The organism is Methylobacterium sp. 001424705 (assembly GCF_059816145.1).
The window spans coordinates 93,591-118,106 of record NZ_JCBANU010000010.1; the positions used below are offsets into that span (position 1 = coordinate 93,591).

At 71.7% G+C, this 24,516-nt stretch carries 23 protein-coding genes; 5 read left to right on the forward strand and 18 right to left on the reverse strand.

Annotated elements, in window-relative coordinates; all coding sequences use genetic code 11:
• Positions 1-50: 50 nt before the first annotated feature.
• From AC6EUL_RS09970 to AC6EUL_RS10010, 9 genes are all read right to left on the reverse strand, one after another.
• Positions 51-326 carry a BrnA antitoxin family protein gene (locus tag AC6EUL_RS09970; protein WP_056278029.1) on the reverse strand — a complete coding sequence of 92 codons (276 nt, stop codon included), beginning with the start codon at positions 324-326 and terminating at the stop codon, positions 51-53.
• A gap of 23 nt (positions 327-349) precedes the next feature.
• The gene (locus tag AC6EUL_RS09975; protein WP_055956977.1) at positions 350-574 is read right to left on the reverse strand and encodes a hypothetical protein; all 225 of its coding nucleotides are present in this window, start codon (positions 572-574) and stop codon (positions 350-352) included.
• Positions 575-878: 304 nt separating this feature from the next.
• The gene (locus AC6EUL_RS09980; protein ID WP_499869984.1) at positions 879-1,808 is read right to left on the reverse strand and encodes a DMT family transporter; all 930 of its coding nucleotides are present in this window, start codon (positions 1,806-1,808) and stop codon (positions 879-881) included.
• A gap of 57 nt (positions 1,809-1,865) precedes the next feature.
• Positions 1,866-3,134: an arsenic transporter gene (locus AC6EUL_RS09985; protein ID WP_056278021.1), complete on the reverse strand. Its 1,269-nt coding sequence runs from the start codon at positions 3,132-3,134 to the stop codon at positions 1,866-1,868.
• A 51-nt stretch (positions 3,135-3,185) separates the two neighbouring features.
• Positions 3,186-4,301 (reverse strand): metallophosphoesterase family protein, encoded by a 1,116-nt coding sequence (locus AC6EUL_RS09990; protein ID WP_499869985.1) that lies wholly within the window; start codon positions 4,299-4,301, stop codon positions 3,186-3,188.
• A gap of 5 nt (positions 4,302-4,306) precedes the next feature.
• Positions 4,307-5,632, reverse strand: a complete 1,326-nt coding sequence (locus AC6EUL_RS09995) for an MFS transporter (RefSeq protein WP_499869986.1) — start codon at positions 5,630-5,632, stop codon at positions 4,307-4,309.
• A 158-nt stretch (positions 5,633-5,790) separates the two neighbouring features.
• Entirely contained in the window at positions 5,791-7,332 is a 1,542-nt protein-coding gene (locus AC6EUL_RS10000; protein WP_499869987.1) for a glucosamine inositolphosphorylceramide transferase family protein, read from the reverse strand.
• A gap of 66 nt (positions 7,333-7,398) precedes the next feature.
• Positions 7,399-8,706, reverse strand: coding sequence for an NAD(P)/FAD-dependent oxidoreductase (locus AC6EUL_RS10005; protein ID WP_056212286.1), 1,308 nt, complete (start codon positions 8,704-8,706; stop codon positions 7,399-7,401).
• 117 nt (positions 8,707-8,823) lie between these two features.
• A complete protein-coding gene (locus AC6EUL_RS10010) occupies positions 8,824-9,303 on the reverse strand; it encodes a DUF2721 domain-containing protein (RefSeq protein ID WP_056212365.1) in 480 nt (159 codons plus the stop codon).
• A 208-nt stretch (positions 9,304-9,511) separates the two neighbouring features.
• Between AC6EUL_RS10010 and AC6EUL_RS10015 the strand changes: the two genes are divergently transcribed.
• Positions 9,512-9,712 carry a hypothetical protein gene (locus AC6EUL_RS10015; RefSeq protein ID WP_056212289.1) on the forward strand — a complete coding sequence of 67 codons (201 nt, stop codon included), beginning with the start codon at positions 9,512-9,514 and terminating at the stop codon, positions 9,710-9,712.
• A gap of 116 nt (positions 9,713-9,828) precedes the next feature.
• Here the strand turns inward: AC6EUL_RS10015 and AC6EUL_RS10020 are convergent, their stop codons facing one another.
• The 3 genes from AC6EUL_RS10020 to AC6EUL_RS10030 form a co-directional block, all read right to left on the reverse strand.
• Positions 9,829-11,058, reverse strand: a complete 1,230-nt coding sequence (locus AC6EUL_RS10020) for an adenylate/guanylate cyclase domain-containing protein (protein WP_056212291.1) — start codon at positions 11,056-11,058, stop codon at positions 9,829-9,831.
• A 141-nt stretch (positions 11,059-11,199) separates the two neighbouring features.
• A complete protein-coding gene (locus tag AC6EUL_RS10025; RefSeq protein WP_056278004.1) occupies positions 11,200-12,219 on the reverse strand; it encodes a helix-turn-helix domain-containing protein in 1,020 nt (339 codons plus the stop codon).
• 111 nt (positions 12,220-12,330) lie between these two features.
• A complete protein-coding gene (locus AC6EUL_RS10030) occupies positions 12,331-13,227 on the reverse strand; it encodes a helix-turn-helix domain-containing protein (RefSeq protein ID WP_056379012.1) in 897 nt (298 codons plus the stop codon).
• 104 nt (positions 13,228-13,331) lie between these two features.
• Here AC6EUL_RS10030 and AC6EUL_RS10035 point away from each other — a divergent pair, with 104 nt between their 5' ends.
• The 4 genes from AC6EUL_RS10035 to AC6EUL_RS10050 all read left to right on the forward strand — a co-directional run bounded on the left by AC6EUL_RS10035 (position 13,332) and on the right by AC6EUL_RS10050 (position 17,111).
• Complete coding sequence (locus AC6EUL_RS10035; RefSeq protein ID WP_499869988.1) at positions 13,332-14,885, forward strand: sensor histidine kinase; 1,554 nt, start codon at positions 13,332-13,334, stop codon at positions 14,883-14,885.
• Positions 14,878-15,300, forward strand: a complete 423-nt coding sequence (locus AC6EUL_RS10040) for a response regulator (RefSeq protein WP_499869989.1) — start codon at positions 14,878-14,880, stop codon at positions 15,298-15,300. Before AC6EUL_RS10035 ends, AC6EUL_RS10040 begins: the two co-directional genes overlap by 8 nt.
• Before the next feature lie 85 nt (positions 15,301-15,385).
• Positions 15,386-16,009, forward strand: coding sequence for a response regulator transcription factor (locus tag AC6EUL_RS10045; protein ID WP_499869990.1), 624 nt, complete (start codon positions 15,386-15,388; stop codon positions 16,007-16,009).
• A gap of 163 nt (positions 16,010-16,172) precedes the next feature.
• Complete coding sequence (locus tag AC6EUL_RS10050; protein ID WP_499869991.1) at positions 16,173-17,111, forward strand: pirin family protein; 939 nt, start codon at positions 16,173-16,175, stop codon at positions 17,109-17,111.
• A gap of 202 nt (positions 17,112-17,313) precedes the next feature.
• Here the strand turns inward: AC6EUL_RS10050 and ggt are convergent, their stop codons facing one another.
• The 6 genes from ggt to AC6EUL_RS10080 all read right to left on the reverse strand — a co-directional run bounded on the left by ggt (position 17,314) and on the right by AC6EUL_RS10080 (position 24,448).
• The gene (gene ggt / locus AC6EUL_RS10055) at positions 17,314-18,891 is read right to left on the reverse strand and encodes a gamma-glutamyltransferase (protein WP_499869992.1); all 1,578 of its coding nucleotides are present in this window, start codon (positions 18,889-18,891) and stop codon (positions 17,314-17,316) included.
• 19 nt (positions 18,892-18,910) lie between these two features.
• The gene (locus AC6EUL_RS10060; protein ID WP_056354761.1) at positions 18,911-19,840 is read right to left on the reverse strand and encodes an ABC transporter ATP-binding protein; all 930 of its coding nucleotides are present in this window, start codon (positions 19,838-19,840) and stop codon (positions 18,911-18,913) included.
• A complete protein-coding gene (locus tag AC6EUL_RS10065) occupies positions 19,837-20,868 on the reverse strand; it encodes an ABC transporter ATP-binding protein (protein WP_056495321.1) in 1,032 nt (343 codons plus the stop codon). The genes AC6EUL_RS10060 and AC6EUL_RS10065 overlap by 4 nt, the downstream gene beginning before the upstream one ends.
• A 2-nt stretch (positions 20,869-20,870) precedes the next feature.
• Positions 20,871-21,779 (reverse strand): ABC transporter permease, encoded by a 909-nt coding sequence (locus tag AC6EUL_RS10070; protein ID WP_499869993.1) that lies wholly within the window; start codon positions 21,777-21,779, stop codon positions 20,871-20,873.
• Positions 21,780-21,981: 202 nt separating this feature from the next.
• Entirely contained in the window at positions 21,982-22,926 is a 945-nt protein-coding gene (locus tag AC6EUL_RS10075) for an ABC transporter permease (RefSeq protein ID WP_499869994.1), read from the reverse strand.
• Between the two features lie 16 nt (positions 22,927-22,942).
• Complete coding sequence (locus AC6EUL_RS10080) at positions 22,943-24,448, reverse strand: ABC transporter substrate-binding protein (protein WP_056212312.1); 1,506 nt, start codon at positions 24,446-24,448, stop codon at positions 22,943-22,945.
• Positions 24,449-24,516 lie beyond the last annotated feature (68 nt).

Here is a 24,516-nt window from a genome sequence, read left to right on the forward strand (position 1 = left end):
GATGCCCCCACGACCAGGCCTCGCGGCGGCGTTGCGCCGTGCGGCCCGGCCTACAGCCCGGCGGCGGCCTTGAGCGCCGCGTTGATGCGATCCTGCCAGCCCGGACCGTCCTTCTGGAAATGCTCGAGCACGGCGCGGTCGAGGCGCAGGCTGACCATCTCGCGGGCGCCGGGCACGACCGAGGCCGGGGCGGCCGGCGTGGCCGAGATCGTCTTGGCCGTTCCGACGGGCTTGGCGGTCTCGACGGGTTTGGTGGTGGCGGCCTTGAAGGCCGCCTCGGCGGCCTGTCGCGGGTCGCTCGGTCGACGGGAGCGGTCGAATGCCATGGCTTCTCCTCCGCCGGGCCGTCTCAGGACCGCTTGCGCTTGGGCGCGGGCGGCGGGGCGGCGGCCTTCGCTTCGGCGTCGGCGGCCTCCTTGGCCAAGCGCAGGGCCCGCAGCTTCACCGTCCGCTCGTCCACGGCCTTCACCGAGGCGAGATGCTCGGCCATGGCCTGGGCGCCTTCCTTGGCCATCCGCTCGGCCCGCTCGGCGCGCTCCTCGGATCGGGTCCGGGCGTCGGTCTCGTCGCTCATCGCATTCCTGTCCTTGAACCCTCCCGCACGCGCTCGGCGCGGCGTCGCAGATGCCCGTCGGCGCGGCCGCGTGGGCGGTCCGGGCGCCGGATTTCGGTGACCGATCAGGTCGTGACGCGCGCCGGACTCGGCCGGGAGACGGCAATTGGGCGGCACGAGAGGCTGTCCACACACCCTTGACGCGGATCGGCTCCGGGCGGGATCGTCGGAGGTTTAGCACGCCGGGCGCCGAAAAGGCCAACGTTTCCCGGCGGCTGCAACCGCTTGTCCTCAAGCTTCGCGTTTTCGAATACGCAATGGCCGCTCAAAACACTGAGATGAGGACGATGCCGGCGACCATGAGGGCGGCGCCGCCGAGCCGGGCGGGGCCGGCCTTGACCTGCTTCATGCCGACCCAGCCGAAATGGTCGAGAGCCACCGAGGTCAGGAGATTGGCGGTGATGAGAAGGCCGTTGAAGGCACCCGCCCCCACCTTGTCGACGAAGAGGAGGCCGCCGAACACCGCCACCGCCCCGGTAATGCCGGCCAGCGGCATCCACCAGCGCACGCCGGACACGTCCTGGCGCGTCGGCAGCGGCGTCGGGCGCACGAGGAACACCAGCACGAACACGAACACGACGGGCAGGAAGGAGACGGTGGCGGCGAGCCAGGGGTTCACCAGGGCGCCGCGCAGCTGCGAATTCCAGACGACGCCGACGGCCTGCAGGATGCCCGCGATGACGATGAAGGGGTAGAGCAGCTTCGGGTTGAGGCCGTGACCGCTATCCTTGTCCCCGCCCGTGTCGGCGGTGGTGCGGGCGATGAAGAACACGCCGACCGCCATCAGCAGACCGCCGAGCCAGGGCATGAGCTTGAAGCCGCCGCCCTGGAGGCCGAACAGGCCGAAGGAATCCATGGCGAGGGAGGCCAGGATGTTGGCCGTCAGGGTCAAGCCGTTGAAGGGCCCGGCCCCGACCTTGTCGATGAAGGCGAGCCCGCCGAACACCGCCACCGCGCCGGCGACGCCGCCGAGCGGCGCGTACCAGGGCATCTTGCCGAGGGTCTCCAGGGTGGGGAGCGGCGTCGGCATCACGAGGAACAGCGTAGCGAACACGAACACGATGGGCAGGAACGAGACCGAGGCGGCGAGCCAAGGGTTCACAAGCCGGCCGCGCAGCTGCGCGTTCATCGAATTGCCCAGCGCCTGCAGGACGCCCGCGACGAGGATGAAGGGATAGAGCAGTGCGGCGTTCACGGGGGACCTTGGGCTAGGGACTTTGGACCGGAGACTTCGGGCTGAGACGCGAGGGAGCTAGACGAGGAGCAGGCCGGCGAGCGCTAGCAGCAGCGCGGGCGGCATGACGAGCAGGCCGAGCTTGAGGAAGCGCCAGAAGCCGACGTCCTGGCCCTCGCGGCGGATCGCGGTCAGCCACAGGATGGTGGCCAGCGAGCCCGTCACCGAGAGGTTCGGACCGATGTCGACCCCGATCAGCACCGCGCCCGCGACCGTGTCGGGCACGTGGGCGGTCTGCACCGCGGCACCCGCGATGAGGCCGGCGGGGAGGTTGTTGACGAGGTTGCAGAGCACCGCGATCAGGGTGCCGGCGCCCCAGGCGGTCTCGACGGGCGAGGCGGCCGCCGCCTGCTTCAGCGCATCGGCGATCATGCGCAGGACGCCGGTCTTCTCCAGTGCCTCGACCAGCACGAACAGGCCGGCGACCAGGGGCAGCACGCTCCAGGACACGTCCTTGGCGACCTCGACGAGGCCGCCGCGCTTCATCAGGAGGACGGCCGCCGTGGTGAGGCCACCGGCCACGAAGGTCGGAAGGCCGAGATCGAGCCCCAGGGCGGAGGCGCCGATGAGGACGCCGCCGGTGGCCACGATGCCGAGGCCGGCGACGAGCCCGGTCCGCGACAGGCGTACCGTTTCGACATCGGTGGCGACCTGCTGGTCGCGCAGAACGGAATTCTGCGTCAGGCGAAGGGTGGCGTAGGTGGCGACGATGGCCAGCACCGAGGGCAGCGCGAACATCGCCAGCCACTGCGTCAGCGGCGGCATGTGCTCGGCGAAGACCACGAGGTTGGCCGGGTTCGAGATCGGCAGCACGAAGCTCGCCGCATTGGCGATGAAGGCGCAGATCAGGAGGTAGGGCAGCGGGTTCTCGACCTTGGCGGCCTTGGTGGCGGCGTAGACGGCCGGGGTCAGCACCACCGCGCAGGCATCGTTGGAGAGGAAGACCGTCACCACGGTGCCGACGACGTAGATCAGGGTGAACAGGCGGGTGGCCGAGCCCTTGGCCGCCCGCACCGCGATGCCGGCGAGCCAGTCGAACAGGCCCTCCTTCCGCGCCACCTCCGACATCAGCATCATGCCGACGAGGAAGAGGTAGACGTCCGTGCCCTTGAGAACGCCCTCCCAGGCGGTCCCGGCCGGCATCAGGCCGAACACCACGAGGGCGGCGGCGCCCAGAACGGCCCAGATCGCCTCCGGCCAGGAGAAGGGACGGGTGATCACCCCCAGGGTGGCCACGGCGGCGATCGCCCATGTGACGAGGTTCGGGGTCAGCGTCAGCGCACCCATCGGGTTCGGAATCCTTGGTCGGAAATGAAAGTCGGGCAGGGCGGATGCGCCCTACCAGTGGCGCCCGTTGCGGTTCGGGCCGAGCTGGGTGCCGAGGATGCCCCGGTCCGGCCAGGCGCCGACGGAATCCGCGTCGCTGCCGAGGCCCTTGGAGCGGACGAGGGCGCCGACGTCGCCGGCCGGCTCGATCTGGTCCTGGCCGACGCCGCCCTCGGAATCCTGGGCGCGGACGGTGAGGCGTCCCGCGCCGGGGGGCCAGTCGACCGTGGCGCGGAAGCGGCGCTCGCCCTCGGCGCGCCGCATCGGGCGCCAGGGACCGCCGTCGATGCTGAACTCGCAGACCGCCGTCCGGCCGGCACCGAGCACCAGGGCGCGGATCTCGGTGGTGCCCGAGACGATGTGGTCCTCGGCATGGGCGAGGCGGCGGTCGGCCGGCGCGGTGATCACCACGAAGGGCCAGCCCTGCGCCAGTTCCTTGAAGCGCCAGCTCACCACGCCGCGATCGATCGCCGCGATGGTGTAACCGACCGGCCCCTCCTCGATCTGGCCCGTCGAGCGGGTCGCCGCGTAGATGGTCCGGCCGTCATTGGCGAGTTCGTTGTAGTGGGTGTGCCCCATCTCGACGAGGCGGATGCGCGAGCCGTGCACGAGTTCTGCGACCGTCGCAGCCTCGCCCTCCCCCGTCAGGTCGGCGGGGTAGCTGTGCATGAACAGGGCGCAGTCGTGCCCTTCCGCCTCGGCGGCGTCCGCCTCCCGCCGGAGCCAGGCGACCTGCCCGTCGCCGAGGCGAAAATCCGGTCCGCCGGAGCCCGGCCCGCACATGTCGAGGAACAGGCAGCGGGTGCCCGACACCGTCACCGCATAGGGCAGCCGCGGCACGCCGAGGCCGGCATAGAACGCCGCGAGGCTCCCGCTCTCCATGTCGTGGTCGCCGGTGATGACGTGGAAAGGCCGGCGCAGGCGGTCGAGTTCGGCGCGCACCAGGGCGTACTGCGCGGGCGTGCCGTTGTCGGCGTTGTCGCCGGGCAGATAGACGAAGTCGACCCCGTCCACGGCGTTGATCTGGTCCACGATGGCGTGGAGGTCGCGGGCGTTGTCGGCGTCCGCATCGGTGAGGTGCAGGTCGCCGATATGGGCGAAGGCGAGGATGTCGTCGGTGGCGGTCATGGGGGTCAGGCCGCCGGCGCGGGGACGGGCGTCAGGCCGCCACCGTCGGCGCCGGAGCGGCCGGGCTCGTAGCCGCGCGTCTCCGGCATCGCGAAGAGGTAGAGGGCGAAGCCCAGGCCCGCGATGGCGGCCAGGGACAGGAACGCGGTCGAGTAGCCCGCCGACACGATGATCAGGCCGGCGAGGGTCGCGCTCAGCGCCGCGCCCAGGCTCTGGGCCGTGGCGACGGCCCCCTGGGAGACGTTGAACCGGCCCGTGCCCCGGGTCAGGTCGGCGACGATGACGGGGAAGAGGGCGCCGTAGATGCCGGCGCCGACGCCGTCGAGGAGCTGGACGCCCACGAGATAGAACGGGTTGTCCGACAGGGTGTAGAGCACGCCCCGGATCGCCAGGACGCCGAAGGCCGCGAGGAAGATCGGCTTGCGCCCGATCGCATCGGCCTTGGCGCCGACGAACACCGCCACCGGCACCATCACCAGCTGCGCGGCCACGATGCAGATCGCGATCAGCGAGGTGGCGTTGTCCTTGCCGGAGAGCTTCGTGAGCAGCTGCCCCACCGAGGTGAGCATCGCGGCGTTCGAGAGGTGGAACAGCGCGGCCAGCACCGCGAAGAGCAGCAGGTACTTGTTCTTCAGGAGCGCGGTGAGGCCCGACGGTTCCTCCTCGCCCTCGGTCCGGGCCTGCGTCTCGGTCTGGTCGAGGCCGCGGGCGAGATCATTGTCGATGGAATCGGCCGGCACCATCAGCATGGCGCCGATGCTGCACACGGCGAGCAGCGCCATCAGCCAGAACACCACGATCGGTCCGAAGAAGTAGGCGGTGCCGCCGGCGATCGCCGCCGAAGCGGCGTTGCCCGCATGGTTGAAGCCCTCGTTGCGGCCGATGCGCTTGGCGAACAGCTTCGGGCCGACGACGCCGAGGGTGATGGCGGCCAGCGCAGGCGGGAAGATCGCCCCGGCGATGCCGGCCACCGATTGCGTGGCGGCCACCACGTAGAAATTCGTGATGAAGGGCAGGACGAGGCAGCTCAGCGTGACCGCGATGGCCGCCGCGATGACGATGGCGCGCTTGTGATTGGTCCGGTCGATCAGCGCCCCGGCTGGCGTCTGGGCGATGAGGCCGGCGATGCCCGCGATGGTCATGACGAGGCCGGTGGTGGCCTCGTTCCAGCCCTGGTCCGGCCCCCGCACGGCGATCAGGTAGATCGCCAGGTAGGGACCAAGCCCATCGCGGACGTCGGCAAGGAAGAAGTTGAGCGCATCGAGCCCCCGCAGGACACGGGCCGACGGATTTCGCATCGGAGCGGTGCGGGAGGAGAGCGGCTCGGCCATGAGGGGCCCTTCCGGACGTTCGAGCAGGACGATGTGAGATCGGGCTCGCAGGGGACCGGATTCCTTGCCCCCACCAGCGGTGGCACAAGCGTGCGCGCCGATGATTGTTCCTGGGGCGGGATTAAAATGTCCGTGATGACGTAAGTGGCTGCGAAACGTCAGGTTTCGGAGGCACCGCCCGCCCCGCCGCGGAAGCGCCGGCGGACGCGTCCGGCCCCGTCGATGAATTCAAAATGCGGCGTTCGGTTGAGGGTGTGCAGGCCCGTGCCCGGGAAGCGCGGCCCCGCACGCAGGATCATCTCCACGCTCTGGGCGTAGCCCGCCGCGTCGAGGCGCCGGATCCGCGCGAGGCCGAGCGCCCCGCCATAGCCGTCGCGGCAATCCTGCACCGGCCGGAACAGGGCACCGTCCCGGGCGACGATGCGGCCGCCGGACCGGGCGGCGGCGATGTCGATCAGCACCGGATTTCCGGGATGCGCGGTCCACGGCCCGCGGAAATCCGGCGCGGACCAGAGGTGCAGGCTGTCGGAATACGATCCCCAGGCGGCGAAGGGGCCGTCATGCTCGCCGTCGTCGCGCACCGTCGCGAACAGCCACCAGCGGCCGTCGTGCCGGAGAAGAGTCGGATCGCTGGCATTCAGGCCGGAGATCAGGGTCGCCTCCTTGACCCAGCCGCCGGGGAAGGCGGTGGCGCGGTAGAGATCGAGGGTTCCGGTGGCGCCGCTCTCGGGCACCATCCAGTAGGCACCGCCCTCCGCGAAGACGAACGGATAGGAGAGGTGGTGGGCGGCCTCCAGCACCGGCACCGGTGTCCCGAGGGGGCCGTCGGCGCCGAAGCACACGGCCGAGATCACGCCCTTCTGCAGGACGTGGCTGTAATCCTCCACGAACAGCACCGTGCCGGCGGCATCGGCGATCGGGAACGGATCGGCGTAGAAGCGGCGCCCGTCGTCCGGAAGCGTGTGCCAGCCGGTCTCCGGATGGGCCTGGAGGTCGATGAGGTCGGGACCGGCGAGCCGGCGCCAGCCGACCCGCCAATGGGGCGCCCAGGTGCAGAGGGCATAGAGCCGGCGGGCGGCCATCCGGGCACAGGTGCGGGTGGCCCGGGCCGTGAGGGCGGCCGCCGTGAAGCCCGTCGGCGCCGGGCCCGGGATCGGGACACCCTCGGGCGCGAGCCGCGGCCCAGCTCCGCCGAGGGCGGCCAGGATCAGGCTCGCGGTCCGAACGAGAGCATCCTCGAAGGCGGTGAGCATGATGCCCCGCGCCTCGGTTCCGACCCGGCCGGAGGCGACGATCCGCCCGTCCTCGGTCAGGCTGACCACGGGCGGGCGCCCGGCCAGCAGCGAGGCGAGCAGGGCCGCCTCGCCGCAGGCCCCGTCGAAGGCGAGGCGCCAGACCGGGACGCCCGGCGGACCCGCCGCGTCGCCGCAGAGGTCGAGGACGAGGTCGGGCATTCCGTCGGCCGGGGCGGCACCGGCCAGAAGGTCCGCGCGTTCGACCCGCAGGGCCGGCCCGGTACGCGGCAGCCTTCGCAGCATCGTCTCGAGCCGGAACAGCAGCGCGGCGTTGGGCGGCAGCGCGCCTGGTCCCGGCGACAGGTCGAGGGACACCGAGAGCCCCGGGCGGCGCAGGAGGCGTTCGATCAGCCGGAGGTGCCAACGGCGGCACATGCCCCCGTCGAGGCGAACGCTCAGGCGCATGGAGACGGATGTCCTCGGACGAGGGAGTGGTGCGGCCCCCCGGCATGGCGCCTCCGGCGGGAGGCGTCAATCCGCGCGTTCGCGCGCCCGAACCGGGTTCCACCGCGGCCAGCCGAGGAGGCGCTGTGGCGCGAAGGGCGCCACCGGAACGGCGGGCGCGGCGCCGGTGGCGAGATCGGCCACCAGGCGCCCGGTGATCGGCCCCGTGGACAGGCCGATATGGCCGTGGCCGAACGCGAAGATCAGGCCGCGATGCCGGGGTGCCGGGCCGATCACCGGCAGGCCGTCCGGGGTCGAGGGGCGCGCGCCCATCCAGGGGCGGTTGTCGAGGCTCGCGCCCAGGCGCAGCGTTCCGCCCGCCTCCTGCGCGGCGGCCTCGATCTGGACGTAGTCGGGGGGAGCCTCGCGGGCATTGAGTTCGACGCCGGAGAGGACGCGCACGCGCCCCTCCCCCATCGGGGCGATGATCGAGCCGGCGCCGGTGTCGAGCACCGGGCGGGTCAGCGGCGGGCTGTCGGGATGCAGGGCGTAGTGGGCGTGGTAGCCGCGCTCCGCCGCGAAGGCGAAGCGGTAGCCGAGGCCGCGGGCGATCTCGCCGGAGGCGGCGCCCGCGGCCAGGACGACCTGGCGGGCCCGCACAGTGCCGCCGTCGTGGCGGATGCACCAGCCCTCCCCCTCGGGCTCGAGGTGCGTCGTAACCATTCGGAGCGTTCGTCCGCCGAGCCCGAGATAGAGGTGTTGATAGGCTTCCAGCAGCCCGCCCGGATCGCTCACGGCGCCGGTCTCCGGCAGGAGCATGCCGTGGGCGTAGGCCCGGATCAGGGCCGGCTCCGCGGCGCGGATGTCGTCCGGGTCGAGGATCTCGAAGGAGACGCCGTGCCGGCCCAGGATCGCCCGCTCCAGGGCCGCGCCGGCGAAGGCGGCGTGCGTCCGGTAGAGCTTGATCCAGCCGCAGCGGCGCAACAGGTGGCCGGCGCCCGCCCGCTCGGCCAGGGCGAGATGCGCGGGCAGCGCCGCGCTGGTCAGGGGCAGCAGGGACGCGGCGGCCCGCTCCCAGGCGGAGGTTCGGGCGGAGGCCAGGAAATGCGCCGTCCAGGGCAGCACGCGGGCGACGTGGGTGTGGCGCAGGCGCAGGCCCCGGTCGGCGTTGCGCAGGTACGTCGGCAGCTTGGCCCAGAGGGCCGGGCTCGACATCGGAAAGATCGAGCCCCGGCTGATCACGCCAGCATTGCCGTAGGAGGTCCGGGCACGCGCCTCCCCGGGATCGCAGAGCAGGACGTCGAGGCCCCGGTCCCGCAGGGCGATCGCCGAGGCGAGCCCGACCATGCCGCCGCCGATGACGACCACATCCGCCTTCATTGTCTCGACGCTCATCGGACCTCGTCCCATCCCTGCCGGCGGACTGGCGCGTATCAGGGTGCGGCCCGTTGATCGAGACCGCCCGCACGCACGCCAGCCCCTCGTCCCCCGCGAGGCCGGCCCGCGCGCGGCTCAGGATGCGCCGCGTTCCCCCGCATGCTCCTGCTGGCGGTCGACCTCGTCCCGGATGCCGCGCCCGGCCATCAGGATCTCGACCAGGAAGGCGCAGACCGCGACCACGGTGCAGACCAGCGCCACGCCGAAGCAGGCGAACAGGATCGAGGCGGTCGCGGCATCGCGCAGGGCCCCGACGAACAGGGTGAGCACGGCGATACCGGTCATGACCGCGCCGGTGGAGGCCAGGACCACGGCGCCGTCCAGCACGAAGGAGCGCCGCCGCAGATACGACAATTGCCGGGAGAGGCGGACGGCCTCGTGCGGGTCGGCGGTCCGCAGACCGGCAGCCGCCGCATCGACCTTGTCGGCGACGCGGCCGAGGCGCGTCGAGAAGACGTTGAGCAGGGTCGCGAGCGCCGTCAGCAGGAACGCGGGCGCGAGGGCGATCTGGATGACGTGGGCGATGTCGTCGGGTGCGACGGGCGTGGGGGACATGAAGGCCTGATAGGCCAAAGCGCGACCGGCCGGAATACGCTCCGGTGCCCCCGAGGCGACGGGGGCAGCGTGTCCCAAGGCTCCGATCCCCGATCCTGCGACGCGACCGGGGAACCGCCCCCCGACAAGACGGTTGACGCTTACATTGGATCTGTTCTAATTCGTAAGTAGCAGCGGCGGCACGCCGCGCAGGATGGAGATCACCGACATGGCGAACGCGAAGTGCGAGAGCTGCAAGTTCTTCGACGAGCACAAGGTCAACGGCGCCGCCGCGGCGGCCGACGAGGGCCTGTGCCGGTTCAATCCGCCGGTGAGCCAGCCGGGTCCGTCGGATCACGGCCTGTGGCCGGTGGTCGGCTCGGCCGACTGGTGCGGCCACTTCGCGCCCGAGATGTCCGCCGCGGAGTAAGCGACGGCGTCGATCCCGCTTCGACCATCCCGAAGGCCAGCCGCGAGGCTGGCCTTTCCCGTTCCGGGGTCCTGCGGTTTCGGATAGCGCCTTGGTTCAGCGCGCCGGCCGCGGCGTCACGCACCGGCCTCGGCGTCGTCCGGGAAGGCCAGCACCTCCAGGGGATCGCCGACGCCGCGCAGGGGAAAGGTCCCGAGGGGCACGAGCTGGTGTCCGTCGCTGGAGCGGGCCGCGAAGGCGCCCGAGAACAGCACGCTGACGTCGAGGACCTTGGTCAGGCTCTCCAGCCGGGCCGCCACGTTCACGGCGGGCCCGATGATCGTGAAGTCCAGGCGCGAGCGCGAGCCGATGTTGCCGTACATCACCGCGCCGACATTGACGCCGATGCCGTAGCCGAGGCGCGGCTGCCCGCGCTCGGCCCGCGCCGCGTTCAGCGCCCGCATGGCGGCGCGCGCCTCCAGGGCGGCGGATTGCGCGGCGGTGCAGGCGGCCGGCGTGTCGAGGTGGAAGATCGCCAGCAGGCCGTCGCCCATGAATTTCAGGATCTCGCCCCCGTGCCGCTCGATCGGCAGGGAGATCGCGTCGAAGTAGTCGTTCAGCAGGGCGATGACGTCGTCCCGCGGCCACAGCTCAGAGATCTCGGTGAAGCCGCGCAGGTCGATCACCATGATGGCAGCCTCCACGGTGACGCCGCTGCCGCGCCGGGTCGCCCCGTTGAGGATCATCTCGCTGGCATGCGGTCCGACATAGGTGTCGAGGAGCAGGCGGGTCAGGCGGTTCTTGTGCCGGACCTCCGTGACCACCGACAGGGCCGGCAGGAGCGAAGCCAGGAGATCGAGGTCGTCGGGCGCGAACCCGCCGGGCCGATCGGCCGAGAAGGTGACGATGTGGCTCTTGCCGAGGGTGTAGTGCAGCGGCCAGGCGACGTAGTCGGTCAGGCCCTCCGCGCGCAGGTCGCGGTAGATCCCGTAATCCGTCGCCGGCTGCGCCGGCTCTTCCAGGCGCTTCCGGACCCGCTCCGCGCCGTTGAAGATCTCGGCGGCCGGGCTCAGCTTGAACTGGTCGGTCTCGACGATGCCGTACTCGAAGTTCTGCAACGCAGCCGCCTCAAGGCCGGTCCGCCAGAGGATGCGGGTTCCGAGCCACAGGGGATGATGCGTCCGCAGGTGGATCGTGCCCCGCGCCACCGGGATCCCGGCTTCGCGCAGGCGCCGGCAGAATGCCACGAAGATATCGTCGAGGAAGCGCTCCCCCCGGGTTCCCGCCAGGAGCCAATCGAGCATCTCCCCGCGCAGCTGGGCCCGTGCGAAGCGACGGGTCTCGTCCTGGTGCAGGGGACTGTTCATGGCCGCGCCTCGCTGCCTGCTGTCGCCGTCCGAGCCGGGTCCGGCGTGCCGGGACCGGCCGGTGATTCCGCGATCATGGAGCCGTCGGCCCGCGCGCACCAGGGCGCCTCCACATTAAGGCGCGGTCACGCCGATGCCCTGTCACGCCGAGATCTTTCGGGGATCCACGCCCGGCTCCTCCGGCTCGACCATCCGGCGCCAGCGCCCGGGGCTCACACCCGCCTCGCGGGCGAAGACGCGGGTGAAATGGCTCTGGTCGGCGAACCCGCAGGCGAGCGCGATCTCGGCCAGCGACGGGCCGGGCCCCCGCATCAGGGTCTTGGCCCGGGCGATGCGCTGACGGACGAGCCAGACATGGGGCGAAACCCCGAGGGACTGGCGGAACGCCCGGGCGAAGTGGCTCACGGAGAGGCCGCACGCCACCGCGATCGCCTGCAGGCTCGGCGTGTCGCCCAGCCCTGCGCGCAGGCGGTCCTGGGCGCGGCGCAGCTGCCAGGGGGCGAGCCCGCCCCGGGCCGGCTCCGCGGCGAGGCCCGGATCGGCATGGAGGCCGATCAGATGCGCCCCGATGGCCCGGCCGATCTGCAGGCGAAACACGGCCGCGCCGCGATCCGGCCGATCGAGCGTAGCGGCGGCGCTGGCGGCGAGGTCATGGATCGTCGGGTCGACCAGGACCCTGCCGTCGACCGGCTTCAGAGCCTCGAGCGGATCGATGTCCCCGAGGCCCATGCTCGCGGCCACCTCGACGAGGATCCGGCGCGACAGCCAGATCTGCACCGCGACGCCCCGATCGTTGGTTGGGGGCCTGATGCGGCGATCGAGGAGCGTGACGGCGCTGGCGCAGATGCGCTCGGGGGCGGGTCGGAGGGGACCGCCCGCCGGCCAGCCCCCGTCATCGGCCCGCTGCACGCGGATCAGCAACCCCTCGCCGTAGGTCTGCGGCTGCGGTGCCGTCGTTCGCCCGACGGCGGGGAGCTCCGAGACCACGATGCCGTCCGTCTCCGCATCCGGCGACCGGGTCGTGCGAACGGGTTCGGGACCGGGCTCCCGCGGGGGTTCGACCGCGCGCGGGCGCTGGCCGGGCTCCAGGGCGGGCCGCCGGCGGCGTGGCAGCGGCGGAATCGCGAGCCGGGCCGCAGGGGTGTCGGCTGACCGATGCATCCTCGTCTCCACAGCAGACCTTCGGGTGAGGACACCCTGCCGGCGGGACGGGGCAACGGTCTTTCGCAGACTTGCTCGGCCGTTACGCGATCCTGCTCTTTGCCGGGCGCCTCAGGGCGCAAGCTGCCGGTATTCCCCCGGCGTGCAGCCCGTCACCCGCTTGAAGGCGGTGCTGAAGGCGGCCTGGCTCGAGAAACCGGACGAGAGGGCGACATCCACCAGCGGCAGCTTGCGCTCGGCCAGGAGCCGGCGGGCGCGCGCCAGCCGCTCGGCGCTGACGAAGCCGTAGGGCGTCTTGCCGGTGACGCGCTTGAACAGGCGCGCGAAGTGGAACGGGCTGAGGCAGGCGGCGGCGGCGAGTTCGGTCACGCCGAGGTCGCGATCGAGGTTGTCGCGGATGAAGGCGATCGCCCGCTGGATGCGCTCGGGACAATCGTGGTCGCCGCAGACCGGATCGGCCCGGTCCGGACGGTCGTGGCCGTAGGCCTGCGCCACCCGGGCCGTGAGGGCGAGGGCCGCAGCCTCCACCATCATCCGGCCCGCCGAGGATTCCCGGACGAGTTCGCTGAGGATCGACAGCCCGATCTGGCGGATCAGCGGATCCGGCACATCGGCGAGGTAGCGCACGGTGTCGGCGCGGATGCGGGCATCGCCGTAGAGGTTCGCCAGGGCCGCGAAGCGCTCGGCCGGCAGGTAGATGTGCAGGATCTCGGTCAACGGGGCCGAAATGTTGATGTCGTCCTCCCCGACGCCGACGGGGCAGAGCCAGATCGTGCCCGCCTCGACCGCCGTCCGCTGGCGGAGACCGGCGCCCTTGCGGCTGACATGCGCCCCCGGAACGCGGCGCGTCGCCAGGGTGATCTCCATCTGGGTCGGTACGATCGCCGGCAGATCGCCGGCCGGATGCGAGCGCAGCTCCGCCGCGACCCCCTGCCACTGCCGGCCCCGGGAGGTCGCAAGCAGGCCGGCTCTGGGAAACTTGTGGGCGCTGTGCCGGTGCAGATCCATGCCCGCACCGTGCAATCCTTGCGTCGGGCGCGCCATTATACAGGTGTATCGGAGACCCCCGGGCGCGGTCCCGCTATCCTGTCGGACCCCGGTGGATGAGGTGCATGCGGCACGGTTTCTCGCGGCAACGGTTCGCACGCCCGACGGACCCGCGACAGGCGCTGCCGCGCCAGGTCTTCTCCCGCTGGCCCAGCCGCGCCTCCACCTCGGCCCATGACGGTCCCATCGGCATCGACGATCTTCCGGCCTGGATGCTGGCCGCGCCGCCGGGGCGGGGCCGGGCCCGGGCGACGGCCATCGGCACGGCGGCCCTGCTGATCCTGCCATCCATGGGCCTCGCCGGCCTCGCGGGCTGGGCCGCCGCGGCCCGGGGCGGGGCGCCCGCCCTCGTCCTCGGCGCACTCGCCCTCGTCGCCGGGGGCGCGGCCCTCGCCGTGGCGGCCCGACAGGCGCAGCGGTACCGGATCGGCGAGACGCGCCTGGAGGCCATCTTCGAGCGGTCCGGCATCTCGATGTGGCGCGAGGACTGGACGGCGGCGGGCGAAGCGGTGATGGCCCTGCGCCGGGCCGGCACGGTGGACATCGAGTCCCACTTCGCGAGCCGGCCGGAGGCGCTTCGCGCCCTGCGCCGGCAGGTCATCGTCACCGACGTGAACGGCTTCACGGTCGAGGAGACGGGCGCCTCCGGCAAAGACGCCTATCTGGGTCCCCTGGACCGCCTCCTGCCGGACACCGACCAGACCTTCGTGCAGTGGCTGGTGGCCTTCGGCCGGGGCGACCGCTTCTTCCGCTCGGAAGCCCACGTGGTGCGCGCCGACGGCAGCGAGATCGACATGCTGTTCACCGCCATGCTGCCCCGGGACCTGGCGGGCTTCTCCGAGATCGTCGTGACGGCCCTCGACGTGACGGCCTTCAAGCAGGCCCAGAAGCGCTTCGCCCGGGCCGACACCGAACTCGCGCGCGCCTCCCGCATCACCACCGTGGGGGCGCTCAGCGCCTCCATCGCCCACGAGGTCAATTCCCCCCTGGCGGCCATCCTGGCCAACGCACAGGCCGCCACCCGCTGGCTGCGGCGCCCGGTGCCGGATATCGGCGAGGCCGCGGCGGCCCTCGACGACGTCGTCACCGAGGCGACCCGCGCCCGCGACGTGATCGCCCGGACCCGGTCCTATCTCGGCAACGCCCCGCGCGCCTCCGCCCCCGTGGACCTCCTCCAAGCGGCCCGCGACGCGAACCTGCTCGTCGAGGGCGAACTGCGCCTGCACCGGGCCGCCGTCCACATCGCGGCCGAGGGCGCGATTCCCTGGATCGACGCCGATGCGATCGGCCTGCAGCAGGTCTTCGTGAACCTGCTCCTGAACGCCGCCCAGGCGATGGCGGAGGGGGACGGACCGCGCGACGTCACCGTGACGATCCGGGCCACGGGCGAGGCGGTGACGGTCGACGTCACCGATACCGGCCCCGGCATCGCGCCCGAGCGGCGCGCCCACATCTTCGAGCCGTTCCACTCGACCCGGGCGGGCGGGATGGGCATGGGCCTCGCCATCTGCCGCAACCTCATCGATGCCCATGGCGGCGACATCTGGGCCGATGCCGCGCCCGGGGGCGGGGCCGCCTTCCACTTCACCCTCCCGATCGCCGGACCCGCCCATGGCTGAGCCCGCCGCCGGAGATTCCGCCACCCGGAACGCGGCCCCGCGGGCGCCCGTCGTCGCCATCGTGGACGACGACCCGGCGATCCGCTCGGCCCTGTCGCGGCTCGCCCGCTCCCTCGGCTACGCCCCCGCCTCCTTCGCCGGGGCCGAGCCGCTCCTGAACGCGGCGGACGATGCGGGGATCGCCGTCGTCGTCACGGACGTGCAGATGCCGGGCGTGAACGGTCTCGACCTCCTGCGGCTCCTGCGCCTGCGCCGACCGACGCTGCCGGTCATCGTGATGACGGCCTATCCGAGCGAGTCGAGCCGTGCGCGGGCGCTGGCCTCCGGCGCCTTCGCCTACCTTGCCAAGCCCTTCGACGCCGAGCAGTTCAAACACTGCCTGGGCAGCGTCCTCGGCATCACGCGCCACCCGTGATAGGCAGGTGCCTCATCCGCAGAAGATGCACCGGGCTGGCCCGTATCTTGTAAGCTTGCCCAGTGTATTCGCTTTCCTTGGAAAGATGTCCGAAGCGACCGTCCACATCGTCGACGATGATCCGGCCTTGCGTTGCGCGCTGATGCGTCTGTGCCGGTCGAGCGGATTGCTTGCGGTCGGTCACGGAGACGCTGCCGCACTCGCCGCGACACGGGTCCGGACGGCACCGGAATGCATCCTCCTCGACGTTCGTCTTGCCGGGGAGAACGGCCTCTCGGTCCAAGAGGCCCTGCGTTCGGCCGGCAGCACCGTGCCGATCATCTTCCTGACCGGCTTCGGCACCATCCCGATGACGGTGCGGGCGATGCGCGGCGGCGCGGTGGAATTCCTGACGAAGCCGGTGGTGGCCGAGGTCCTGCTCGATGCCGTGCACCGGGCCCTCGAAGCCGATGCGGCGGTCCTGGATGCCCGCCGCGCCCGGGAGGCTTTGGCCGAGCGTCTGCAGGCCCTGACCCCGCGCGAGCTGGACGTCATGCGCTGCGCCATCGGCGGCCTGATGAACAAGCAGATCGCCGCCGAACTCGGGATCACCGAGATCACCGCCAAGGTCCATAAGCGGCGGGTGATGGAGAAGATGCAGGCCCGATCCCTGGCCGACCTCGTGCGCATGGCCGACCAGATCGGCGTGGCGGCGACCCGCCAGCGCTGAGGCACGGCGCGAAGGTGCAAAGCGAAGCCGGATTCGACAATCCCATCCCCTCCCCCGGCCTCCAGATGCGAGCGGGCCGGCACCCGGGCCGGCGCCGCCTGCCGGGCGAGGCGGTCGGCACGGGATGATCCGGCTTGGCGGCCATGACACGGGAGGACATCGAATGAGCTGGCACAGTGCGGAGGACCCGATCCCGGGCGACCGCTTCACCTGCGACGCGATCAAGACCCTGATCGTGCCGCGCTCACGGGACCTCGGCTCCTTCGCGGTCCGGCGTGCCCTGCCGTCGACCGAGTGCCGGATGGTCGGCCCGTTCATCTTCTTCGACCAGATGGGCCCGTCCGAGTTCCTGCTCGGCCAGGGCATGGACGTGCGGCCCCACCCGCATATCGGCCTGTCGACGGTGACCTACCTGTTCGAGGGGGAGATCCTGCACCGGGACAGCCTGGGCACCGCGCTGCCGATCCGGCCGGGCGCGCTGAACTGGATGACGGCCGGGCGGGGCATCACCCATTCCGAGCGCACCGGGGCGGACCTGCGCCGGACCGGCTCGACCCTGTTCGGCCTTCAGAGCTGGGTGGCGCTGAGCCGCCAGGACGAGGAGACCGCGCCGGCGTTCGAGCATTACGAAGCCGAGGCGCTGCCGATCCTCGGCGGCGAGGGCAAGACCGTCCGGTTGATCGCCGGCGAGGCCTTCGGGGCGACATCGCCGGTGCGGACCTCGAGCCCGATGGTCTATGCCGACGTGAGGCTCGAGGCCGGCGCAGTGCTGCCCCTCGACCCGACCTACGACGAGCGTGCCATCTACACGGTCTCGGGCGCCATCGACATCGCCGGGGACGGGTTCGGCCCGGGCCAGCTCCTCGTCTTCCGGCCGGGCGACCGGATCAGCGTGCGGGCGACCGAGACCGCCCGCTTCATGGTCCTGGGCGGCGAGCCGATGGACGGCCCGCGCCACCTCTGGTGGAACTTCGTCTCCTCCCGGCCCGAGCGGATCGAGCAGGCCAAGGAGGATTGGCGCCAGGCCCGCTTCGACACCGTGCCGGGGGAAACCGAGTTCATCCCCCTGCCCGAGCAGCCGGCCCCGGTGCGCTACCCGTGAGCCGGATGCCCGCGCCTCAGACCCTCTCCGGTTGATTCCTCCGGCGCCCTTCGCGCGCCGGTCCCCTCTCCTGGAAGGAGAGGGACAGGGCGAGGTGTGTGACTTCCGCGGATGGGGTACGGCGCTCACCCCGACCCTCTCCCCATGGGAGAGGGGGCCTGTCCCGACCGGTCCAATCGACGCGATCGACCGGAAAGAACGTTCAGTAGCCGAGGGCGCAGCCGTCCTTGCGCGGATCGGATCCGGCGGCGCGCATGCCCGTCGCCGGGTCGATCCAGATGATCTGGCCGCCGCCGATCGGGACCGGGGCCGGCACCGTGACGTGCCCGCGCGCGGCCAGCCCCTCGGCGAGCCCTGGAGCGAAGCCGGCCTCGAACTCGACCCCGCCGCCATAGGCGAAGCTGCGCGGGGCATCGAGGGCCTCCTGCACGTCGAGGCCCCGGTCGATGATGCCCGTGAGCAGCTCGACATGGCCCATGGCCTGGTAGTGCCCGCCCATCACGCCGAAGGGCGCCACCACGGCGCCGTCGCGCATCAGCATGCCGGGGATGATGGTGTGCATCGGGCGCTTCGAGGGCGCGATGGTGTTGGGATGGCCGGGCTCGACCCGGAACGAGAAGCCGCGGTTGTGCAGCAGCACGCCGCTCTCCGGCGCGGTGATGCCGCTGCCGAAGCCCTGGAAGATCGAGTTGATCAGCGAGATCGCGTTGCCGTCGCGGTCGACCACGCAGAGGTAGACCGTGTCGGTGTGCCGGATCTCCGGCCACAGCATCGGCGCCTGCGCGTGGGCCATGTCGATGGCGCCGTGCGCCCGCGCCTGCCAGGCCTGGGAGAGCAGGTGCTCCACCGGCACGGCGTTCACGACCGGATCGGCGAAGAGCGCGTCGCGGTGGTGGTAGGCCTGCTTGCAGGCTTCCGCGAAGAGGTGGACCCGGTCCAGTTCGGACAGCGCGCCGACGTCGTACTGCGACAGCACGTTCAGCATCATCAGGGCGGCGAGGCCCTGGCCGCTCGGGGGACATTCGTAGACGTCGTAACCCCGGTAGCGGGTCGAGATCGGCGTCACGTATTCGGGCGCCGCGTTGGCGAAATCCTCCAGCGTGTGCAGGCCGCCGAGTTCGCGCAAGGTGCGCACCATGTCCTCGGCCACCGGGCCCTCGTAGAAGCCGGGGGCGCCGTGCTCGGCGATGCGCCGCAGGGTGGCGGCGAGCTTCGGGTGGCGCATGATCGTGCCGACCTTCGGCGCCTCGCCGTCGACGAGGTATGCGGCGGCCGAGCCGGGATCGGCCCGCAGCTTGTCGCGGTTGCGCGCCCAGTCGTAGGCGACGCGCGGCTGCACCGGATAGCCCTCCTCGGCGTAGCGGATCGCCGGCTGCAGCAACTCGCCCAAGGTGCGGGTGCCGTGATCGGCGAGCAGCCGCGCCCAGGCCGCGACGGCGCCCGGAACCGTGACGGCGTGCGGCGAGGTCGCGTCGATCGCCACCTGGTTCTCCACGTACCAGGCGTCGTGCGCGGCGGCCGGGCTGCGGCCGGAGCCGTTCAGCGTGACCGGCACGGCGGCGCCCTTCGGCGCGTAGAGGGCGAAGCAGTCACCGCCGATGCCGGTCATGGCCGGCTCGACCACGCCCTGCACCGCCACCGCCGCGATGGCGGCGTCGACGGCGTTGCCGCCGGCCTTCAGGACCTCGATGGCAGCCAGCGAAGCGAGGGGATGGGAGGTCGCGACCGCGGCGTTGGCGGCATAGACGGGCGAGCGGCCCGGTTTCGAGAAGTCTCTCACGGCGTCGGGTCCTTGGGGGTCAGGAATAGCGGGTGTCGGCGACCCAGTGGCCGGGGGCGACCTCGACCAGGCCGCCGATGGCATCCGGATCGGCGGGGGGCAGGAGGGAGGCGGCGCGCAGGCGGGCGCGCTCCTCCACGGGGTTGGGCACCGGCACGGCGCTGAGGAGGCGCCGGGTGTAGGGATGGCGCGGATCCTCGTAGAGGGCATCGGCCTCGGCGAGTTCCACCACCCGGCCGTGCCAGAGCACGGCGACGCGCTGGCAGAGGTAGCGCACCATGCGCAGGTCGTGGGAGATGAACAGGTACGAGATGCCGAGCTCGTCCTGCAGGTCCTGCAGCAGGTTGACGACCTGGGCCTGGATCGAGACGTCGAGGGCGGCGATCGGCTCGTCGGCGACGATGAAGCTGGGTTTCAGCGCGATCGCGCGGGCGATGCAGATGCGCTGGCGCTGCCCGCCGGAGAACTGGTGCGGGTAGCGCCGGGCGAAGCGCGGATCGAGTCCGACCCGGGCCAGCAAGCCCTCGACCTCGTCGCGGCGCTCGCCCCGGGCCATGCCGGGCCGGTGCAGCCGAAACGGCTCGGCCACGTAGTCGCCGATGCTCATGCGCGGGTTGAGGGCCGCGTAGGGGTCCTGGAACACCATCTGGATGCGAGCGCGCATCCGGCGCATCTCCCCGGCGGAGAGCTTGGCGAGGTCGGTGCCCTCGAAGGCGACGGTGCCGGCGCTCGGCGGGTTCAGCATGGTGACGGCACGGCCGATGGTGGACTTGCCCGAGCCGGATTCCCCCACGAGGCCCAGCGTTTCGCCCGGCCGGATGTCGAAGCTGACATCCTGGACCGCCCGGAACACCGCGCCCTTGCCGCCCCACCAGCTGCGCAAGGGGTAGTGCTTGCTCAGGTTGCGCACCGAGAGCAGCGGATAGCGGTCGGCGGGCTCGGGCCTCATCGTGCGGCTTCCTCAGCGGCGAGGCGCGCCGGCAGGTCGTACCACGCCGCCACGAGGTGGCCCGGGGCGGCGCCGGGGGCCTGGGCCAGGGGCGGCGCCTCGGTGAGGCAGCGCGACGTCGCGTACGCGTTGCGCGCGGCGAAGGGGTCGCCCGGCGGCGGATGGCGCATGTCCGGGGGAGCGCCCTCGATCTGATGCAGGCGCCGGCGCCCGGCCCGGCCGCGGCTGAGGTCGGGCAGCGAGCGCAGCAGACCGAGGGTGTAGGCGCTGCGCGGATCGCGGAAAAGGTCGTCCACCGGGCCGCGCTCGAGGATGCGGCCGGCATACATGACCTGCACGGTGTCGGCGATGCCCGCCACCACGCCGAGATCGTGGGTGATCCAGATGATCGCCATGCCGATCTCGCGCTTGAGCTCCTGCACCAGACCGATGATCTCCGCCTGCACGGTGACGTCGAGGGCGGTCGTTGCCTCGTCGGCGATGAGGAGCTTGGGGCGGCACGACAACCCGATGGCGATCATCACCCGCTGGCGCTGGCCGCCGGAGAACTCGTGCGGGTACTGGTCGAGGCGGGCGCCGGCGTTCGGGATGCGCACGAGGTCGAGGAGGTCGCGGGCCCGGGCCCGCGCCGCCCGGCCGTCGAGGCCGAGATGGATGCGCAGGGGCTCGATGATCTGCGCGGCCACCGTCATGCCGGGGTTGAGGGAGCTCATCGGGTCCTGGAAGACGAAGCCGATCTGCCCGCCGCGCACCTTACGCAGGTCGCGCTCCGGCAGGCGCAAGAGGTCGCGGCCGGCGAACAGAACCTGCCCGCCGGTGATGCGGCCGGGCGGGCGCGGAATCAGCCCCAGCATCGCCAGCACGTGCACGCTCTTGCCGGAGCCGGATTCGCCGACGATGCCGAGGGTCTCGCCCTCCTTGAGCGCATACGACACGCCGTTGACCGCGTGGACCGCGCCGCCCTCGCTGTCGAAGGCGACGCCGAGGTCGCGGACGTCGAGCAGGGGCTTCGGGCTCTCCGGAACCATGGTCAGGTCCTCTGCCGGGGGTCGAGGGCATCGCGCAGGCCGTCACCGAGGAGGTTGAAGGCCAGCACCGCAAGGAAGATTGAGGCCCCGGGCCAGATCGCCATCCAGGGCGCCTGCTCGAGGAAGTTCTTGGCGACGTTGAGCATCGAGCCCCAGGACGGCTCGGGCGGCTGCTGGCCGAGGCCGAGGAAGGACAGGCTGGCCTCGGCGATGATCGCCGCCGCGATGGTCAGGGTCGCCTGGACCAGGATCGCCGGCACGATGTTGGGCACGATGTGGCGGATGGCGATCCGCCAGGGCGAGTTGCCGACGGCGCGGGCAGCCTCCACGAACTCCTCCGCCGCCACCGCCTGCACCTGCGCCCGGGTCAGGCGCACGAAGGTCGAGGTGGCCGAGAGGCCGATCGCCACCATGGCGTTGGTCAGGCTCGGACCGAGGAAGGCGGCGAGCGCGATGGCGAGGATCAGGAACGGGATCGCCAGGAGGGCGTCGGTCAGGCGCATGATCGCCAGGTCGACCATGCCACCGGCATAGCCGGCCAGCAGGCCGAACGGCAGGCCGAGCGCCACCGCGAGAGCCACCGAGGTCAGGCCGGCGCCGAGGGAGGCCCGCGCCCCGAAGACGATGCGCGAGAGCACGTCATGCCCGACCTCGTCGGTGCCGAAGGGATGCGCCCAGCTCGGCGGAGAGCGGATGGCGCCCCAATCGGTGGCGATGGGATCGTAGGGCGCGATCCCGTCGGCGAAGATTGCCATCAAGATCAGCGCCACCACGATGACGAGGCCCACCATGGCGGTGCGGCGCGCTTTCAAGCGCGTCCAGAATTCGCGGATCGGGCTCGGCTCGGCGCGGAGCGCGGGCTCGGCGGCCGACAGGGCGATGCCGGGCGGGGCGATGGCAGCCTTGGTCATCGGGCGCCACTCCCGTCGATCGGTTCCTGCCAGGCGATCACGCGCTTCCCTCCCCCTCGTGGGGAGGGATCGAGGGTGGCGCCGTCAGCCTCCGCCGCCTGAGGGTCACCCAACCACCCCCAACTCCTGCTCCTGCCCACGAGGGGGAGGAGAGACGCGCTCGATATCCCCGCGATGCGGTGCTCCTGCACAACGCCCATGCTCACGCGCGCCTCAGCTTCGGGTTGACGAGGGCCGCGAGGAGGTCGGCCGCGAGGTTGAGGAGGACGTAGGTGGTGGCGGTGCAGATCACGACGCCCTGCACGGTGGCGTAGTCGCGGTTGAACACCGCATCGACCATCAGCTTGCCGAAGCCCGGCACCGAAAACACCTGCTCGGTGAGCACCGCGCCGGAGAGAAGCTGCCCGAATTCGAGGGCGCCCAGGGTGATGATCGGGATCGCCGCGTTGGGCAGGGCGTGGCGCAGGATCAGGCGCAGGGGCGAGACGCCCTTGGCCCGGGCGGTGCGGACGTAGTCCGAGCCGAGCACGCCCAGCATCGCCGCGCGGGTGTGGCGCATCATCACCGCCGCGATGGCGTTGCCGAGGACGAAGGCCGGCATCGCCATGGAGCGCAGGTTCTCGGACAGGCTCTCGAAGGGCGAGACGTAGCCGGACGCCGGGAGCCAGCCGAGCTGCACGGAGAACAGCAGGATCATCAGGATGCCGAGCCAGAAATTCGGCACCGACAGGCCCCAGAGGGCGATGCCGTTGGCCAGGGTGTCGGCAGCCGTTCCGCGCTTGACCGCCGACAGGATGCCCATCGGCACGCCGATGACGAGCGCCACCAGCATGGCGAGACAGGCGAGTTCGAGGGTGACCGGCAGCTTCTCGATGACGAGGTCGAGGACCGGCTTCTGCAGGCGGATCGACTCGCCGAGATCGCCCTGCAGCACGCCGCCGGCCCAGAGGGCGTAGCGCACCGGCAGGGGCTGATCGAGGTGGTACTTCTGCCGGATGAAGGCGATGACCTCGGGGTCGCGCTCCTCGCCGGACAGGGCCGTCGCGGTGTCGCCCGGCAGCAATTGCTGCAGGGTGAAGATGATCATCGAGGCGATCACCAGGGTTGGGATCGCGAGCGCCAGGCGCTGGACGAGAAAGCGCAGCATCGGCCGGGCCCCCGCCTCAGTTGAGCGTGAGGCCGGTGAAGCGCACGAGGCCGTCGGGATAGGGCGTGAAGCCCGTGAGCTTGGTGCTGTAGGCCCAGAACAGCTTGCGGTGGAACAGGTAGATCAGCGGCCGGTCGGCCATCACCCGGTCGGCGAGCTGTTTCCAGGCCTCGGCGCGCTGGCCGGGATCGACCGTGGCACGCTCGGCGCCGAGCGCCGCGTCCGCCTCCGGGTTGCAGTAGCGTGCGTAGTTCAGGGGCGTCTTGCAGGCGAGGAAGCTGAAGGTGTTGCCGTCGGGATCGGGCCGGCCGCTCCAGGAATAGAGGTAGGCGTCGAAATTGCCCTTGTCGGCGGCGTCCAGCGCGGTGGTGAAGTCGGTGGCCTGGAGCTTCACATCGAAGCCGGCCTCACGGGTCATCGCCTGGATGACCTGGCCCACCTGGGGCGCCTCGTTGTTGGCGTAGACCGTGAGGGTCACGCTCGGCTTCGGCACCCCGGCCTCCGCCAGCAGGGCCTTGGCCTTGGCCACATCCCGCTTCGGGATCGGATACGCCTGCACGTAGGCCGGGTGCTTGGGCGAGACCCACTGGTTGCCGGGCAGGAACTCGCCGCTGAACACCACCTGGTTGAGGGCGTTGCGGTCGATGGCGAGGTCGAAGGCGGCGCGCACGCGCGGGTCGGCCACCGCCGAGCCCGCCCTGTTCGGGTTGAACACGATGGACTGGAAGCCGAGCTCGATGGTCGAGCCGATCTTGAGCTTCGGGTCGCGGCTCACCTGCGGCAGGTCGGTCGGGGTCAGCCGCTCCAGCAGGTCGAGCTGGCCGGCGCGGAGGTTCGTCAGGCGCACGGTGCCGTCGGGGATCGGCCGGAACTCGATGCGCTGAAGGTGGATCTGGTCCTTGTTCCAGTAATCGTCGAAGCGCTCGACCACGATCCGGTCCTGCGGCACCCGCTCGACGAACTTGAACGGCCCGGCGCAGACGGGAGCGGTGGAGAACTTGTCGCCCAGGCGCTCGGCGGCCTTGGGAGAAACCATCATGCCGGCGCGGTCGGTGAACTGCGCCATCAGGGGGGCGAACGGCGTCTTGAGGAGGATCTTGAAGGTCAGGTCGTCGACGACCTCGACCCGGTCGATCGGTGCGATCTCGCCGCGCCGCTGCGATCCGGGCAGCTTCATGTGCCGCTCGAGGCTGTACTTGGCCGCCGCCGCGTCGAGCTTCTCGCCGTCGTGGAACAGCACGCCGGGCCGCAGGGTCATGGTGAGGGTCTTCTGGTCCTCCGACAGGCTCCAGCCGGTGGCGAGCTGCGGCACCGGCTTCAGGTCGGGGCCGATATCCACGAGCTTGTCGCACAGGGCTGCGAAGACCATGCGGCCGGCGAAGGTGCGGGCCAGCGTCGGGTCGAGGGCGTCCGGGTCCTCCATCAGGCCGAAGCGCAGGGTCTGGGCCTGCGACGCCCCGACGAGAACGGGCGACAGCGCGGCAATGCCCGCGACGAGGCCGACAGCGAACAGACGCAGCATCACGCTTCCTTCAGAACAGGGATCGGTCCGGATCGCGGATCGGTCGCACCCGAGGGCCGATCGGCACG